Origin of the sequence: Bradyrhizobium huanghuaihaiense (genome assembly GCF_025200885.1) — a bacterium.
Taxonomy (GTDB): Bacteria; Pseudomonadota; Alphaproteobacteria; order Rhizobiales; family Xanthobacteraceae; genus Bradyrhizobium; species Bradyrhizobium huanghuaihaiense.
The window spans coordinates 5594781-5611040 of sequence record NZ_CP104172.1 but is presented as its reverse complement, the minus strand read 5'-3'; the positions used below and the strand labels follow the sequence as shown (position 1 = coordinate 5611040).

The window sequence follows — 16260 nt, the reverse complement described above, 5'->3', positions numbered from 1 at the left end:
CACCATCTGGTTGAGGCGCCAACCACTATGGTGATGCCATGACACCGCGCCTCGATTTCACCAGCGAGGCCTTCTTCCGCGATCCGCCCAAGGCGATCGCGACGCTGCGCGCCTCCGGCCCGGTGGTCGCGACGCGCTTTCCGCTGGTCGGCGAGGTCTGGATCACCACCACGCATGACGCCACGGCAGAGGTCCTGAAGGACGGCGTGACTTTCACGCTGCGCAAGGAAGACGGCGACGTCGCAGGTCTGCGCTGGTGGATGCCGAAATATGTGAAGACCATCGCCAACAACATGCTGACGATGGACGAGCCGGACCATACGCGGCTGCGCAGCATCGTGGACGAGGCCTTCCGTCGGCGTGCCATCGTGGCGATGGAGCCGCGCATTCGCGCCATTGCGGACGGGCTCGCCGACGATCTGTTTGCTGGCGGCAGCCCCGCCGATCTCGTGCAGCGCTATGCCCGGCTGCTGCCGCTGTCGGTCATCTGCGAACTATTGGGCCTGCCGACCGCGGACCGTCCGAGGTTCATCGCCTGGGCGAATTCAATGTCGTCTCTCACGAATGCCCTCAGTTTCTTTCGGTTGCTGTTCGCATTCCGCAAGATGCGGCGGTATCTCGCGGAACAGTTGCAGATCGCGCGCGTGCGGGGCGGCGAGGGCCTGATCGCCGAGCTGATCCAGGTCGAGCGCGAGGGCGGGCAGATCACGCCGGACGAGATGGTGTCGATGGTGTTCCTCCTGCTGGCTGCGGGCTCGGAGACCACGACGCATCTCATCAGCGGTTCGGTCTATGAACTTCTCAGGAATCCGGCCTTGCGCGACTGGCTGGAGCAAGACTCTGGCCGCATCGCGCTCGCCGTCGAGGAATTCCTGCGCTTCGTCTCGCCGGTGCAATTCTCCAAGCCGCGCTATGTGCGGCGGGATACCGAGCTCGCGGGCGTGCGACTGAAGAAGGGTGATCGCGTCATGGTCATGCTCGCCGCCGCGAACATGGATCCGGCGGTGCACGACCAGCCGGAACGGCTCGACCTTGCGCGCAAGCCGAACCGCCACATGTCGTTCGGGACGGGAATTCATTTTTGTCTTGGCCATCAGCTTGCGCGGATCGAGGCGGCGTGCGCGCTGGAGGCGCTGTTGGAACGATGGCCGAAGCTTGGTCTGGCCGTCGATCCCGCGCAGGTCCGCTGGCGCAGGCGCCCGGGCCTGCGCGCGATCGCGAAGCTTCCCGTCACGGCAGAGGCCAGGGGAACAGATGTCGCGGCGTCCGCGCGAATCATGGTTGATCGTTCCCTCGCACAGGCGGACTGACGTTTCCTGCGCTTCGGAAAATCGTCGCAGCTGTGATCAGTCAGGAACGGTGTTCGGCGGTCGCTGTTGTCACCAGGACCTCGGCACGCGACGAACAGGTTCCGTGCCGCAAGGATTCCACATCTCTTGAGGAGTCTGGATCATGAGCACCAGAATGCCACCTGTTCCGCCCGACAATCAGAGCCCCAAGGGAACTGGCGACAGCAAGCAAACGTCAGCCAAGCAGACGCCGCGCGGACAACAGCGCACGGAAAATCCGGACCAGCAGGGAGACCAGGGCAACATCAAGCAGAACACGACCAATCAAGGTTATCAGCAGGACCGCTGAGGAGGACGACGCTTCATGTCGACATCCACCAAGACACCGAACAGCATCCGGCAGGGCGGACCCGGCGCATCGCACGAGAACGCAAAGGCGCCGCTGGAGATCAAGAAACCGCCTGCCGACGATCCGCAGCGAAGCCACAGCCGCGTCTCGGGTGGTGGAGGCGAGCGCGACTCCCATCACACGCACGACACGGCCGGCAAGAGGGGAGGCAGGTAAAGACGGGAGAGCCAGCATGCAAGGCAAAAAGACCCATGAGCAGCAGGTCCGCATTCTCGAGCGCAAGCCTGATCTTCCCGACGGGCGAGAGCTGGATCAGGCGTTGGCAGAGAGCGACCACAACAAGCACAACAATCCCGGCCAGAGCGGCCACAAGCCGCCGAAACCGACGCCGGCGCAACAGAAGCACTGAGCCTTCGCAAGATCACTGCAAGAGGAGAGAGCGATGCCAAGTGGGCATGGCAGCAAGACGCATTTCAGGTCCGGGATGCACGGTAAGGGCGACGGCACCGGCGGATTAACCGACGTACCCAAGGACAAGATCGGCGACAACATGGTGCTGTCGAACCGCGACAAGAAGCAGCATTCGGACATTCGCGGCATGGACGGCAAGTCCATCCAGACCGAACAGTATCAGGATCACGCAGCCAACCGGCTCGATCAGGAGCCGGGGACGGACGAGCCCTGAGAGGAGTCCTTTCGACCAACTCGCGGACCGGTGTTCAGCCGGTCCGCTTTTTCGTGGTCGCAAGCTCGCGCTCCCAGCCGAACACGGAGCGACCGTCGAGATCGGGCGAGGCGGCACGTTCACCCGCGATGAACGACTCCACCGACGGTCCACGTGCGGTCCGTTCCAGCCGCCGCGCCTGGTCGTCGAGGCGCCTGAGCGCCTGCATCTCTTCCTCGCGCCCGAGCTTTGCGTTCTGGATTGCGCCTTTCAGCACGCGGATGGTCTCGTCATAGACCTTGATCGGGACGGGGTAGGGATGCCGGTCCTTGCCGCCATGGGCGAGCGAGAAGCGCGCCGGGTCCGTGAAGCGGTAGGGCGCGCCATGCACGACCTCGGCCACCATCGCCAGCGAACGCACCGTGCGGGCGCCGACGCCCGGCGTCAGCAACAGCTCCGGGAAGTCGACCGGGCCACGCTCGGCTGCCGCAGCCAGCGTGCCGTGCAGGCGGCGGGCGAACACGTCCTTGGGCCTGACGTCGTGATGATCAGGCATGATCAGATGCGGCAGCATGGCTTGCGCCGGCTCGGGCGTCGTGTTGGTGAGCCGTTCGAATTCGGCGACGATGCGATCGGGGCCGAGATCACCGAGAAGTTCGAGCTGCGCGGTGCGCGAGACGTCGGCGCGGTGATCGGTGAGATTGACGATCTCGCCTTGGGCGGGACCGTCGATCGCGCTGTGGGGCGCATCGACAAAGCTCTTCAGCGCCTCGGAATGCCAGTGATAGCGGCGGGCCTGGCGCTTGTCGCCGTTCATGCCCTGCTGCACCACCGTCCACTTGCCCTCATTGGTGACGAAGAAGCCGTGGAGATAGAGATCGAATCCGTCCTGCACCGCGGCGCTGTCGACCTTGGCCACCAGGCGGCTGGCGCGCGTCAGCTTTGCGCCGTCGAATCCGACGCGATCGCCGAGCTGCAGCAGCTCGTCCGGCGTCTTGCGCGAATGCTGGCCGCGGCCGCCGCACACATAGATGCCGAGCTCGTCCTGGAGCGGGCCGAGACCGCGCTTCAGCGCGCCGATCACCGAAGTGGTGATTCCCGAGGAGTGCCAATCCATCCCCATCACGGCGCCGAACGACTGGAACCAGAACGGATGCGACAGCCGCTGCAGGAATGCATCGCGCCCGTAATAATGCACGACCGCCTGCGTGACGATCGCGCCGAGCGTTGCCATGCGGCTCGCGAGCCACGGCGGAACCCGTCCGGTGTGGAGAGGAAGATCGGCGCTGCCGGTTCGTCTGGTCATGCGAACCACAAACTAGCGCAGGTCGGCGACAGTTGCACCAGCGGAATGCTGCGTTGCACGAGGCGGGGGAGCGAAGCCGGCCGGGAGGCGTTGAGCGCTGACGCGAATGCAAGACGGGAACAGCAATGAATTGGCAGGCCCTCATGGCCGACATCGACAAGATGTTCGGGTGGATACCATCATGGTTCATCGGTCTCGGCCTGGTCGCGGGGGCGATGCTGCTTGCCCTGTCGTTTTATCGGTTTGCCGTCTGGCTGCTGAATCGCGCCTTCGGGACCCGGCTTCCGCTTCTGAGCGTGTTCATCGAGCGCACGTCCGGTCCGGCCCAGCTGGCGCTGTGTCTTGCCGCCGTCGCGCTGGTCCTGCCGCTCGCACCGCTCGACGACACCATCCGTGTGCCGCTCACGCGCCTGTTCGTCGTCGCCTTCATCGCGCTGATCGGCTGGATCTCGATCCGCGTCGTCGACATGAGCGCGGCGCGCTATTTGCAGAATTTTCGCGACGTCACCGAGAATTTCGTCGCGCGCAAGCATGTCACGCAGGTCCGCGTGTTCAAGCGCGTCACCGATACCATCATCGTCATCATCACGGTCTCGACCGCATTGATGACATTCGATTCGGTGAGGCAATACGGCGTCAGCCTGTTCGCCTCCGCGGGCGCTGCCGGTATCATCGTCGGTCTTGCCGCCCGTCCGCTGCTCAGCAATCTCATCGCTGGCTTGCAGATTGCGATCACCCAGCCGATCCGGATCGAGGATGCCGTGATCATCGAGAACGAGTGGGGCTGGGTCGAGGATATCGCCTCGACCTATGTGGTGATCCGGCTCTGGGACTGGCGACGCATGGTGGTGCCGCTGTCCTACTTCATCGAAAAGCCGTTCCAGAACTGGACCCGCGACACCGCCTCGCTGATCGGCGTGATCGCGCTGCATGTCGATTATCGCGCCGATGTGCCGCGCATCCGGCGCTGGCTGGAGGGGGCGGTGAAGGAGTCCAAGCTTTGGGACGGCGAAGTGGTCAATCTCCAGGTGATCGACGCCGATTCGCGCACCATCGAACTGCGCGCGCTGGTCAGCGCGCGGAATGCGCCGCAGTCCTGGGACCTGCGCTGCGAGATGCGAGAGAAGCTGATCGCCTTCATCCGCGACGAGATGCCGGAAGCGCTGCCGCGCGAGCGCGCAACCCTGATCCCGCAGGGAGGGGGCGATGACATCGAACTGCTCCAGCGCCCCGCCGCGCCGGAGCGGATGCGGGCGAGTGCCCACAATTGACCGGTGCGGTGCTTCCCTTATTTCGCCTTGATCGCGCCGCGCAGGCCCGCCTGCTGCTGGATCGTGTCCAGCGCACCGGATGATCGCTCTTCGGCCACGAAGCGGTTGAGCAGGGGAAGCGCGTCCTCGCGCCCACGGGGGATTGCGATCGCCATGTGCTCCAGCCCCCAATTGCCGTCGAGGATCTTGGCGCCCGGCATCTGGTCGGACATTTCGAACAGCGTCGGCTTGTTGGTGGCGTAGAGGTCGACCTCGCCGCGGCCGAACATGGCAATGGTGACCTTGACGCTTTCGGCGGGAACGATGGTTGCCGTCTTGAATTTCGCCGGCAGGACGCGCTCGGAGGTCGAGCCCTTGGTGACGCCGATCTTCACACCCGGTCTGTCGATATCCTCGATCTTGCCGATCGGCGAATTCGCCGGGACGAGAAAACCCAGCTCGATCGAAAGCACCGGCTGGCTGAAGCTGACTTCGTTCGCGCGGGCCGGTGTGGCGTTGGTCACGGTGAAATCGACCTGGCCGTCATGGACCGCGGTGACGATGTCGGCGACGCGTTGAAACCTGACATAGTCGATGCCGACGCCGAGCCGTTTTGCCAGCTCGCCGCCGAGATCGTAAGCGAGGCCGTGCGGCTTGCCGGCCGGATCTGTGACCATCGAGGTCGGGCTGCCCGGATAGATGCCGACGCGCAAGGTGCCGCTCGGCGCCAGCAGCTTTGCTTCGCCGTCGGCGCGCGCGGGCGCGCCGAGCAGGCTGATGACTGCAACTGCGAGCAGGGCGGAGCGCGTAATGTGCCCTGAGGTCCTCATGGCACGAGCCTCACTGCGCGCGGATGTTGGCGGCCTTCAGCACCGGCTCCCATTTGGTCGCCTCGGCATGCATGTAGGCGTCAAAATCCTTGGCGGAGGAGCCGACGGGGGCTGCGCCGATCTTGGCGAGCGTCGACAGCACGCTGGGGTCTTGCAGCGCGGCCTTGAGGTCGGTCTCGAGCTTGGCGACGATCTCCGGCGGCATCTTGGCCGGACCCAGCAGGCCCCACCAGACCGAGACGTCGTAGCCGGGCACGCCGGCCTCGGCGATGGTCGGAACATCCGGCAGCGCCTTGGAGCGTTCGGCCGAGGTCACCGCGAGCGCGCGGACCGGGCCGCCTTCGAGCTGGCCGATGGCTTCCGCGAGCGGATTGATGCTGAGCGGGATCTCGCCGGCGATCACCGCCGTCAGCGCCGGTGCGCCGCCCTTGTAGGGGATCGCGACGATCTTGGTGCCGGACATGTATTTCAGCAGCTCGCCGGCGAGATGCGCCGACGTGCCATTGCCGGACATGCCGTAGGAGAGCTTGTCCGGATCCTTCTTGGCGGCGGCGAGGAGATCGCCGAGCGTCTTGTAGGGGCTGTCCTTGGCCACCACGATCGCGAGCGGGGAGGAGGCGACCTCGGTGATCGCGGTGAAGTCCTTGAACGTATCGTAGGGCACGCTTGGATAGATGAACTGGTTCAGCGGATGCCCGCTCGCGACCAGGATCAGCGTGTAGCCGTCGGGTGCGGCCTGCGCCAGCGTCTGCGACGCCACGATGCCGCCGGCGCCGGGACGGTTGTCGATCACCGGCTGCTGACCCCAGGTCTTGGCCAGTGCCTGGCCCAGCGTACGCGCGAGCACGTCGACCGCGCCACCGGCCGCATAGGGCACCAGGATGTGGACCGGCTTGCTCGGATAATTGTCGGCCTGCGCGGCACTCGCTGCCAGCAGCATGCCTGCACCGACCGCGAGCCGGCCGATCATTGTGTTCAAACCCAGCATTCCCAGCACTCCTTGCGGGCATTCCGTCCCTGACGGCGGTCTCCGAGCCGCTCCGGACGATGCCCATGGTTCTTGTTGACGAGACCTGATCTTTTGTACGATAGTACAAATCACATGGTACGCAAGCCCACCAGCAAGGAAACGGCCCGCAAGCCGAACATGCGCGAGGCGATCCTCGCCGCGGCCGAGGAGCTGTTCGCCACCAACGGCTTCAATGCCGTCTCGGTGCGCGACATCGCGCAGGCCGCCGGCGCCAATCCCGGCAGCGTTACCTATCATTTCAAGACCAAGGACGGCCTGCTGCTGGAGATCTATCGGCGTCATTGCGGGCCGATGAATTTGCGCCGCTCCGAGCTGCTCGCCGCCGCAAAGCGCGTGCGCGATCTGCAGGACCGGCTGGAGGCGATCGTGCGTGCCTATGTGGTGCCGGCCTTCACCTCGGGCAGCGATCTCGCCGGTGGCGGGGCGCGCTTCACGCGGCTGCGTGCGGTGATGTCGGCGGAAGGCAACGAAGTTGCGCGAAAAATCATCGCGCAGACCTTCGATGACACCAGCCACGCCTTCATCGACGCGATCCACGAGAGCCTGCCGCACATTCCGCGCACCGACATCGTCTGGCGCAGCCATTTCCTGCTCGGCGCGCTCTATTACTCGCTGGTGACGCCGGACCGCGTCTCGCGCCTGTCGCGCGGCGAGGCCGACGGCAGCGATGCCGCAGGCGCCATCGAGCAGTTGGTGCAGGCCACTGTCGCCGCGTTCCAGGCGCCGGCGCTCGACCAGGCCGCGCCGGCACGGCGGCGACCGGTCGTCAGCAGCAAGACTTGAAGGAAATCGTCTCGCTCGGCGATTCAAGTGATGGCCATGATGTACACGCCGACCATTCCGCCGCCCGACCCTGATACGCGCACGCCGAAGTTCAAGCTGCCAAAGCTGTCCTGCGACGCGCATTGCCATATCTTCGGGCCCGGCTCGAAATATCCTTATGCGCCTGACCGTTCCTACACGCCGCCCGATGCGCCGCTTGAGGATTTTCGCATCGTGCATGCCAAGCTCGGGGTGGAGCGGGCCGTGATCGTCAATGCCAGCGTGCACGGCACCGACAACACGGTGGCGCTCGATGCGATCGCTGAGAGCAACGGCGCCTACCGCGCGGTCGCCAATATCGACCATACCATCACCGAGCGCGGGCTCCGTGTGCTGCACGAAGGCGGCTTCCGCGGCTGTCGTTTCAACTTTGTCCGCCATCTCGGCGGCGTGCCCGACAAGCGCGTGTTCGACCGCATCGTCGCGATGGTCACGCCGCTCGGCTGGCACATCGACCTGCATTTCGATGCGATCGACCTGCCTGAATATGCCGACATGCTGACCAGGCTGCCGCTGAGCTACACCATCGACCATATGGGCCGGGTGAAGGCGTCCGAGGGGCTCGATCAGCTTCCGTTCAAGATCCTGATCGAGCTGATGCAGCGCGACGAGAAGTGCTGGGTCAAGATCTGCGGCTCCGAGCGCGTGTCCTCGGCCGGTCCGCCCTTTACCGATGCCGTGCCGTTCGCGCGAAAAATCGTCGAGACTGCGCCCGACCGCGTCATCTGGGGCACCGACTGGCCGCATCCCAATGTCAAGGTGATGCCGAATGACGGCGACCTCGTCGATCTGATTCCGCTATTCGCGCCGGAGCCGGAGTTCCAGCAAAAAATCCTCGTCGACAATCCGGCGCGCCTGTTCGAGTTCGATCGATGACGGCACTGGCGATCGACAAGCCGCGCGGCCGCGCCTGGTGGAGGGAGCTCTGGATCCAGGTGCTCATCGCCATGGCGGCCGGTATCGCGCTTGGGATCGTGAGCCCCGAGGCGGGCGCCAAGATGCAGCCGCTCGGGGACGCCTTCATCAAGGCAATCCGGATGCTGATCGCGCCGATCATCTTCTGCACCGTCGTGCACGGCATCGCGCACATGGCCGACATGGCGCGGGTCGGGCGCGTCGCGGTGAAGGCGATCATCTATTTCGAGATCATGACCACGATCGCGCTGATCATCGGTCTCGTTGCGGTGAATTTGCTCCGGCCCGGCGTCGGCATGAACATCGATCCCGCCAGCATCAATGCCAGCGCGATCGAGCCGTACGTCAAGCAGACCGGCGCGATCGGCTTCGTGCCGTTCCTGATGAACATCGTACCGGCGACGTTCGTCGGTGCCTTTGCGGAAGGAAACATCCTCCAGGTTCTGTTCATCTCCGTGCTGTGCGGCTTCGCGCTGGTGCAGCTCGGCGAGAGGGCCGCGCCTCTGGTCCATCTGATCGACATCGCCGCCAAGATGGTGTTCGCCGTGGTCGGCTTCGTGATGTGGGCGGCGCCGATCGGCGCGTTCGGCGCGATTGCGTTCACGGTCGGCAAGTTCGGCGTCGGCTCGCTGGCCTCGCTCGGCAAGCTGCTCGGTGGGTTCTATCTGACCTGCCTGGTCTTCATTGTCATTGCGCTCGGTCCGGTCGCGCGGCTCTGCGGCTTCTCGCTGCTCAAGCTGATCCGTTACATCTGGGAGGAGCTGCTGATCTGCATCGCCACGACGTCGTCGGAGACGGTGCTGCCGCGGATGCTGACCAAGCTGGAGAGGGCCGGCTGCGAGAAGAGCGTGGTCGGGCTGGTGATCCCGACCGGCTATTCCTTCAATCTCGACGGCACCTGCCTCTACCTTGCCGCCGCCTCGGTGTTCCTGGCGCAGGCGACCAACACGCCGTTCGGGCTCGCCGAGCAGATCGAGCTCTTGCTGATCCTGCTCGTGACCTCCAAGGGCGCGGCGGGGATCGCAGGCGCGGCCTTCGTCGTGCTGGCGGCGACGTTGTCGGCGACCGGCACCATTCCGGTGACGAGCGTCGCGCTGGTGCTCGGCATCCACCGCCTGATGTCGCAGGGTCTGACGCCGACCAACCTGATCGGGAACGCGGTCGCGACCATCGCGATTGCCAAATGGGAAGGCGCGCTCGACGGTGAGCGGCTGCAGCGCGTGCTCGACGGCGAGGACTCCGCGATCGCTGTCGCTTGAAATGAACCTGCTGCCGGCGTGACGCGGGCGGCCTATGATGCTTACGAACGAAAGAGGGGAGTTCTCCCATGAAAACAGGTCTCGTCGTCACCGCCCATCCCGGCGATTTCGTCTGGCGCGCCGGCGGCGCCATCGCGCTGCATGCGAAGAAGGGCTATCGCATGAAGATCGTGTGCATGTCCTTCGGCGAGCGCGGCGAGAGCCAGTTCGCCTGGAAGGAGAAGGGCGCGACGCTGGAATCGGTCAAGGCCGGCCGCAAGGACGAGGCGGAGCGGGCGGCCAAGCTGCTGGGTGCCGAGATCGAGTTCTTCGACTGCGGCGACTATCCGCTCAAACTCACCGAGGCGCATTTCGACCGCATGGTCGACATCTACCGCGAGCTCAATCCGAGCTTCGTGCTGACGCATGCGCTGGAAGACCCCTATAATTTCGACCATCCCAACGCGGCGCATTTCGCCCAGGAGACCCGCGTGGTCGCGCAGGCGATGGGCCATAAGCCCGGCGCCCAGTACAAATATTCCGCGCCGCCGGTGTTCCTGTTCGAGCCGCACCAGCCCGAGCAGTGCAATTACAAGCCCGACACGATCCTCAAGATCGACGAGGTCTGGAAGGAGAAGTACGAGGCGTTCCAGATCCTGGCCGCACAGAAGCACCTGTGGGGCTATTACGAGCGCGTCGCGCTCAACCGTGGCATCCAGGGCAGCCGCAACACCGGCGTGCCCATGACCTATGGCGAGGCCTATCAGCGCCTGTTCCCGACGGTTGCGGAGGAATTGGCATGAAGCCCGTCGTCGTCCGTAACATCAAGCGCGCCGATCCTGCCGGCATGGCCGAGTACGGCGTCTCCACCGTGCACGAGGCCTATGGCCGCCTTGGCCTGATGAAGCCTTACTTGCGTCCCGTCTGGGCGGGGGCCTCGATCGCCGGTCCCGCGGTCACCGTGCTGGCGCAGCCCGGCGACAACTGGATGATCCATGTCGCGGTCGAGCAGTGCAAAAAAGGCGACATCCTCGTCGTCGGCTGCACCACCGACAATACCGACGGCATGTTCGGCGAGCTGCTCGCCACCTCGCTGCAGGCGCGCGGTGTGCAGGGGCTGATCATCGATGCCGGCTGCCGCGACGTCAAAGCGCTGCACGAGATGAACTTTCCGGTGTGGTCGCGCGCGGTCTCGGCCAAGGGCACCGTGAAGGCCACGCTCGGCTCGGTCAACGTTCCCGTGGTCTGTGCCGGCGTCAACGTCGATCCCGGCGACATCATCGTGGCCGATGACGACGGCGTCGTCGTGGTGCCGAAGCGTTATGCTGCCGAGGTGGCCGAGAAGGCCAAGAAGCGCAACGCCGACGAAGGCGGCAAGCGCAAGCGGCTGGCGTCGGGCGAATTGGGCCTCGACATGTACAGCATGCGCGAGGCCTTGGCGAAGGCCGGTCTCGTCTATGTCGACAATCCCGAGGACGTCTGAGCGGAACAAGAGAAGCGGAGCGGGCGCATGGATCGTCTCAAGCTGAAAGCCGTGCTCGGCAGTCACCCCCATGTGCAGGCGGTGAAGAGCGGCGCGCTCCGCTCCGACCTCTTCGATCTCGACTTCATCGAGTACACGCCGACCAACACGGCATTCAAGCCGATGGTGCGCGAGCAGGCGTTTGACGTCTGCGAGATGGCGCTCGTCACCTACCTGATGGCGAAAGCCCACGGCAAGCCGCTGGTGCTGCTGCCCGCGACCATGATGGGCCGCTTCCAGCATTCCTATGCGCTGTACAATCCCGGCCAGGGAACGCTGGGGCCGTCCGATCTCGAAGGCAAGCGCGTCGGCATCCGCTCCTTCACGACCACGACGGGGGCCTGGATCAGGGGCATCCTCGCCAACGACTACGGCGTCGATCTCGACAAGATCAAATGGGTCACGTTCGAGGATCCGCATGTCGCCGAATATGTCGACACCACCGAGCGCGCGCCGAAGGACAAGAAGGTGTTGCAGATGCTGCTCGACGGCGAGCTCGATGCCGTCCTTGGCGAGACCTCGAACGATCCGAAACTGAAGCCGCTCTTCCCCGATCCGGCCGCGGAGGCCGCCAAGTGGTACGCCCGTCGCGGCGTGGTGCCGGTCAACCATCTCGTGGTCGTGACGGAGCAGCTCGCAAAATCCCGCCCTGACGTGGTCGCGGGCGTCTATGATCTGCTGAAGCGGAACAAGGAGCAGGCGGGACCTGTGGCAACGCCCGACCTCGTTCCGTTCGGGATCGAGGCCAACAGGAAACCGCTCGAGCTGATCATCGACTACGCATTCCAGCAGGCGCTGATCCCGCGCCGCTATGCGGTCGAGGAGTTGTTCGACGCGACGACACGAGGACTGAATTGATGGCGGGTGATCCCAGGCGCTGGCAGATCGGGCTGGTCGGCTATGGCGAGGTCGGCAGGATTCTGGCCGAGGATCTGCGCCAGCAGGACATCAAGGTCTTAGCCTATGACATCAAGCTCGGCGGCGAGCAGGGCGCGCCGCTAAGGGAGCATGCGGCGAAGTTCGGCGTGACGCTCGCGGCGTCTCATGCCGAGCTGACCGCGAAATCCGACTTCATCATCTCCGCCGTCACGGCGGGCCAGGCCGTGCCTGTCGCAAAGGCCTGCGCGACCGCGCTCAACCAGGGCACCTGGATCCTCGATTTCAACTCGGCCTCTCCCGGCGCCAAGCAGCGCGCCGCGGCACTGATCGACGGCGCGGCCGGGCGCTATGTCGAGGGAGCGGTGATGACCTCGGTGCCGCCGTATCGCATCAAGGTGCCGCTGCTGCTCGGCGGGCCCGGCGCGAGGGAGCTGGAGCCGCTGCTGAACGCGATCGGCTTTGCGGCCAAGGTTGCCAGCGACAAGCTAGGTGTGTCCTCGGCGGTGAAGATGTGCCGCAGCATCATGATCAAGGGCCTCGAGGCCATGGTCATCGAGAGTTTTACGACCGCCCGCGCCTATGGCGTCGAGGATGCCGTACTGGCGTCACTCACCGAGACATTCCCCGCCATCGACTGGGAGAAGCAGGGCGCCTATTTCTTCCAGCGCGTGATCGAGCACGGGCGCCGCCGGGCCGAGGAGGTGCGCGAGGTTGCCGAGACCGTACGCGAGGTGGGGCTGACGCCGTGGTCGGCGCAGGGCACGGCCGAGCGTCAGGCCTGGGTGGCCGACCTTGCCGATCAAGGCCTGTTCGGCACGAAAGGAACGAAGGAGTTCGCCCGCAGCGCCGACTGGCGTACCGAAGCCGATCGGATCCTGGCGAGGATCAATCGCGCGAAATAGAGCGGCTCCGGTTCAGGATTTCGCTGCGCAACAGCCCGTGAGCTCATCGCGTGCGCGGTCGATCGACTCGATCAGGTTTTTGGCCCTCCGGACGACTTCGGTCGTGCGCTCAGTGCGAAATTCGGCGAGGATCATGCGAATGCACTTGTCGGCGGTCTCGAGCGTCCACAGCATGCGGGCCATCTCGTCCTCGGAGCGGACCGCCGCGATATCGAGGCCTGACAGGACTTCGCCGATGCCGTTCAGCCGTTTGACGGCGGTCTCGGCGGGCGTCCCGGACCGAACGGAATGAGAGTTGATGCTGCTGAATGCGCTGAACACGTCCATGCTTCCCGATTGAATGCAGACATCAGTGCGGTCTCACCAAGACCGGCACCGCGGGACTTGCAATGCGTGCACCTATCGGGAATCGGAGAGAGTCTACTATCCGGAAGAGTACCGGATTCGGAATTTTGGAACTGTGGGCGGTAACATCGGACGGTAATCCGGCTCGTTGCAATGCAGATATGCGTTGGGAGCCGTTCACGGGCCTGGGCGGAACAGTGTGGCCCGCTGCCGTGCAAAGGTTTGCCGGCCGGCTTTGAAGCCCATCATGACGTCCGGCAGCTCGGCGATGGCGAATCGGCTGTCCCTGGTATCGAGCACGATCAGATCGGCGGGATTGCCGACCTTGATGCCGTAATCACCGAGGTTCATCAGCCGCGCCGGCAGCTCCGTGACGAGATCGAGGCAGGTGTCGAAGTCGCTGACCGAGGCGTGCGCGACGTTGGCATAGAAGTTCGCCATCCGCAGCAGCGAGGCGTCGCCAAACGGCGTGAAGGGATTGAGCACGTTGTTGGTCGCGACCGAGCACAGCACGCCGTCGCCGGCGAGCTTGTGCGCGAGCGTCAGCCCGCGCGGCGCATTGTGGGTGGCCTCGCGGCCCATGAGATAGAGATCGGTCGCAGGCAGCACGGTGACGGCGACGCCTGATCTTGCCAGTTGCGCGGTGGCGGCTTTCATCCGATCCGGCGGCAATGCCGAGAGCTTGGTGGCATGGCCGATCGCCACGCGTCCCCCGTAGTTGCGCCGCTCGGTCTGCCGGCAAACCTCGTCGAGATGCCACCAGGAGGGATCGAGGTCGAAATCGAGATGGAGGTCGACGTCGACGTCGAACTCCTCAGCGAGGTCGAAGATGCGCGCGAGATGGGCGTTCGGATCGGTGTCCATGTAGGGACAGCCGCCGATGACCTCGCCGCCGTCGCGCAGCGCCTGGATCAGCAGCTCCTCGGCGCCGGGATCGTTGGTCAGGCCTTCCTGTGGGAAGACGCAGAGTTCGAGGTCGATCGCCCAGGCATGGTCACGCTTGAGCGCCTTCACCGCCTCGAAGCCGCGGAGGCCAATGCGCGGATCGATCTCGACGTGTGTGCGCATCCGCGTCGTGCCGTGCACGATTGCCCGCTCCAGCACGCGAGCGCCGCGGGCGTAGACGTCCTCGACGGTAAAATCCTTCTTCATGCCGGCCACGGCACGAATGGCTTCCGAGACGCTGCCGTGGTTGTGCCCGCAGCGGCCGAGCAGGCAGGCCTTGTCGAGATGGATGTGGGTGTCGACGAAGCCCGGCAGGGCCAAATGGCCGCCGACATCGACCTCGGCGGCCTCGCAGGCGAGCCTGGGCGCGATCGCGGCGATACGTCCGTCCTTCACGCCGATGTCGACGGGTGCGGCGGATGAGCGCAACAGCGCGCTGCGGAAGATCAGGTCGAAGGCGGCTTGGGTGGTCATGGCGTCGAATTCAGGTGTGGTAGCCTAGCGGAAGCCGAGGGAGCGGGCAGCTCCAGATTGTGTGCAATCAAGGTGTCCGATTGTTCAAAAAATGTGCATGCACTTTGAGGTCTGAATTGTAGAATGCCGGGACCCGGAGAACCCACGATGTCCGCGCCCGCCAAAGCCGAACGCCCGATGACTGACGCCGAGATCGTCGAGGCTTACCTGACGGCCTCGATGATACCCGATCCCGACGCTGCCGCGGCCTACATGAAGCCCGGCACGGTGATCACGTTCACTGGGGGGCGCGAGTTCGACCATCCGCGCGGGCCGACCGCCTTCAACGCCAAACGCTATCGCTGGGTCAAGAAGAAGATGGACCGATTCGACGTGTGTCCGGGCGCCGATGAGACCGTGGTCTACAGCGTCGGCACGCTCTATGGCGAGTGGATGGACGGCACGCCGTTCGAGGGCAATCGTTATGTCGACCGCTTCGTCGTGAGGGGCGGGCAGATCGTGAAGATGGACGTCTGGAACGACAGTGCCGAGCGCATCCTGGTCCAGCGCGGGATCGAGGCTTAACCTCTTCGCGCGACCTTCGGCAGCTTGACGACGCGGTCGCTCGTTACTTCATCCGCGTAGGGCGCCAAAATATCGAGGAGATCGCGGCCGCGCTGCGGGGTGGGGGCCACCAGTGCGCGATTGGCCACGGAATCCAGATGATGGTGCATCAAGTCCATCACCTTGGCCTCATCGCCCTTGCCGAGGGCTGAAATGATCGCGCGATGCTCGTTGATGGCGCATTCGGTGGAGTGCGGCCGGCTGTAGAGCGACAGCGTCAGGCAGCAGCGATAGGCGACCTCGCTGACATAGCGCACCAGGATCGGGCTGTTCGTCATGTGCGCGAGCAGGATGTGGAATTCGGTGGCGAGCCGGATCGAGACCGCATCTGTGCCGCCGCGGGCGCGATCCTCGGCGTCGACATGAGCATTCAGCTCGGCGATCTGGGCCTTGGTCAGCTTGCCCGCGAGCTGACGGACGACAAGCCGCTCGAGCTCGATGCGGATGTCGAAGGCATCGCGCGCCTCCTGCCAGCTCGGCGTCGCCACCACCGCGATCCGGTTGCGGCGGAGCTCGACGAGGCCCTCGGCGGCGAGCTGCCCCAGCGCGTGGCGGGCAATGGTGCGGCTGACGCCAAAGCGTTCGCCGAGCGCATCCTCCGGCAGCTTGGCGCCGGGCTCGAGCGCCTGCTCGATGATGGCGCGCCGGAGCGCGCGGCAGATCACGCTGACCTTGTCCGACGATTCAGAAGTCTTGCTGCTCGCGCGCGCCGCCATCGGCGAATCCTGTAGGGGTGACACCATTCCTTAGCACAGGCTCGCGCCGATTCCGCGCTCCAATTGCATGCAGTTTGGGGCCACGATTGCCTAAATCGAATCCGGCCATTGGGCGTGGGATTCCGCCAACGCGTTGATTTTGCGAGTGGTGAGGGCTGGCATTCAGCTTGCATGCACTTTT

General features: G+C 65.0%; 20 protein-coding genes. 14 read left to right on the top strand and 6 right to left on the bottom strand.

Features of this window, described 5'->3' with window-relative positions; all coding sequences use genetic code 11:
• The first annotated feature begins 38 nt into the window (after positions 1–38).
• The 5 genes from N2603_RS27000 (at position 39) to N2603_RS26980 (ending at position 2323) form a co-directional block, all read left to right on the top strand.
• Entirely contained in the window at positions 39–1310 is a 1272-nt protein-coding gene (locus N2603_RS27000) for a cytochrome P450 family protein (RefSeq protein ID WP_260384527.1), read from the top strand.
• A gap of 142 nt (positions 1311–1452) precedes the next feature.
• Complete coding sequence (locus N2603_RS26995; protein WP_035667252.1) at positions 1453–1638, top strand: hypothetical protein; 186 nt, start codon at positions 1453–1455, stop codon at positions 1636–1638.
• A 15-nt stretch (positions 1639–1653) separates the two neighbouring features.
• Positions 1654–1854 carry a hypothetical protein gene (locus N2603_RS26990; RefSeq protein WP_260384526.1) on the top strand — a complete coding sequence of 67 codons (201 nt, stop codon included), beginning with the start codon at positions 1654–1656 and terminating at the stop codon, positions 1852–1854.
• Positions 1855–1870: 16 nt separating this feature from the next.
• Positions 1871–2047, top strand: a complete 177-nt coding sequence (locus N2603_RS26985; RefSeq protein WP_018645588.1) for a hypothetical protein — start codon at positions 1871–1873, stop codon at positions 2045–2047.
• A gap of 33 nt (positions 2048–2080) precedes the next feature.
• The gene (locus N2603_RS26980; protein WP_260384525.1) at positions 2081–2323 is read left to right on the top strand and encodes a hypothetical protein; all 243 of its coding nucleotides are present in this window, start codon (positions 2081–2083) and stop codon (positions 2321–2323) included.
• A gap of 34 nt (positions 2324–2357) precedes the next feature.
• Here N2603_RS26980 and N2603_RS26975 read toward each other — a convergent pair whose 3' ends face one another.
• Positions 2358–3608 carry a DUF763 domain-containing protein gene (locus N2603_RS26975; RefSeq protein WP_260384524.1) on the bottom strand — a complete coding sequence of 417 codons (1251 nt, stop codon included), beginning with the start codon at positions 3606–3608 and terminating at the stop codon, positions 2358–2360.
• A gap of 125 nt (positions 3609–3733) precedes the next feature.
• On the opposite strand from N2603_RS26975, the gene N2603_RS26970 reads away from it, so the two are divergent.
• Positions 3734–4879 carry a mechanosensitive ion channel family protein gene (locus N2603_RS26970; protein ID WP_260384523.1) on the top strand — a complete coding sequence of 382 codons (1146 nt, stop codon included), beginning with the start codon at positions 3734–3736 and terminating at the stop codon, positions 4877–4879.
• Between the two features lie 17 nt (positions 4880–4896).
• Here the strand turns inward: N2603_RS26970 and N2603_RS26965 are convergent, their stop codons facing one another.
• Complete coding sequence (locus N2603_RS26965; protein WP_260384522.1) at positions 4897–5688, bottom strand: ABC transporter substrate-binding protein; 792 nt, start codon at positions 5686–5688, stop codon at positions 4897–4899.
• A 10-nt stretch (positions 5689–5698) separates the two neighbouring features.
• Complete coding sequence (locus N2603_RS26960; protein WP_260384521.1) at positions 5699–6676, bottom strand: tripartite tricarboxylate transporter substrate binding protein; 978 nt, start codon at positions 6674–6676, stop codon at positions 5699–5701.
• A gap of 114 nt (positions 6677–6790) precedes the next feature.
• Between N2603_RS26960 and N2603_RS26955 the strand changes: the two genes are divergently transcribed.
• The 7 genes from N2603_RS26955 (at position 6791) to N2603_RS26925 (ending at position 12996) form a co-directional block, all read left to right on the top strand.
• Positions 6791–7501 carry a TetR/AcrR family transcriptional regulator gene (locus N2603_RS26955; protein WP_018645594.1) on the top strand — a complete coding sequence of 237 codons (711 nt, stop codon included), beginning with the start codon at positions 6791–6793 and terminating at the stop codon, positions 7499–7501.
• A gap of 30 nt (positions 7502–7531) precedes the next feature.
• Entirely contained in the window at positions 7532–8416 is an 885-nt protein-coding gene (locus N2603_RS26950; protein ID WP_260384520.1) for an amidohydrolase family protein, read from the top strand.
• Positions 8413–9714: a C4-dicarboxylate transporter DctA gene (gene dctA / locus N2603_RS26945; RefSeq protein ID WP_260384519.1), complete on the top strand. Its 1302-nt coding sequence runs from the start codon at positions 8413–8415 to the stop codon at positions 9712–9714. The genes N2603_RS26950 and dctA overlap by 4 nt, the downstream gene beginning before the upstream one ends.
• A 68-nt stretch (positions 9715–9782) precedes the next feature.
• Positions 9783–10496: a PIG-L deacetylase family protein gene (locus tag N2603_RS26940; RefSeq protein WP_211403268.1), complete on the top strand. Its 714-nt coding sequence runs from the start codon at positions 9783–9785 to the stop codon at positions 10494–10496.
• Positions 10493–11176, top strand: coding sequence for a 4-carboxy-4-hydroxy-2-oxoadipate aldolase/oxaloacetate decarboxylase (locus N2603_RS26935; protein ID WP_260384518.1), 684 nt, complete (start codon positions 10493–10495; stop codon positions 11174–11176). The genes N2603_RS26940 and N2603_RS26935 overlap by 4 nt, the downstream gene beginning before the upstream one ends.
• Positions 11177–11203: 27 nt before the next feature.
• The gene (locus N2603_RS26930; protein ID WP_260384517.1) at positions 11204–12073 is read left to right on the top strand and encodes an ABC transporter substrate-binding protein; all 870 of its coding nucleotides are present in this window, start codon (positions 11204–11206) and stop codon (positions 12071–12073) included.
• Entirely contained in the window at positions 12073–12996 is a 924-nt protein-coding gene (locus tag N2603_RS26925) for a DUF1932 domain-containing protein (RefSeq protein ID WP_260384516.1), read from the top strand. The genes N2603_RS26930 and N2603_RS26925 overlap by 1 nt, the downstream gene beginning before the upstream one ends.
• 12 nt (positions 12997–13008) lie before the next feature.
• On the opposite strand, the gene N2603_RS26920 is transcribed toward N2603_RS26925, so the two are convergent.
• Positions 13009–13323, bottom strand: coding sequence for a hypothetical protein (locus N2603_RS26920; RefSeq protein ID WP_260384515.1), 315 nt, complete (start codon positions 13321–13323; stop codon positions 13009–13011).
• A 195-nt stretch (positions 13324–13518) separates the two neighbouring features.
• Positions 13519–14760 carry an amidohydrolase family protein gene (locus N2603_RS26915; protein ID WP_260384514.1) on the bottom strand — a complete coding sequence of 414 codons (1242 nt, stop codon included), beginning with the start codon at positions 14758–14760 and terminating at the stop codon, positions 13519–13521.
• Positions 14761–14907: 147 nt separating this feature from the next.
• On the opposite strand from N2603_RS26915, the gene N2603_RS26910 reads away from it, so the two are divergent.
• A complete protein-coding gene (locus tag N2603_RS26910) occupies positions 14908–15324 on the top strand; it encodes a nuclear transport factor 2-like protein (protein WP_260384513.1) in 417 nt (138 codons plus the stop codon).
• Here the strand turns inward: N2603_RS26910 and N2603_RS26905 are convergent.
• The gene (locus N2603_RS26905; RefSeq protein ID WP_260384512.1) at positions 15321–16079 is read right to left on the bottom strand and encodes a GntR family transcriptional regulator; all 759 of its coding nucleotides are present in this window, start codon (positions 16077–16079) and stop codon (positions 15321–15323) included. The two genes, N2603_RS26910 and N2603_RS26905, sit on opposite strands and share 4 nt — an antisense overlap.
• Between the last annotated feature and the right edge of the window lie 181 nt (positions 16080–16260).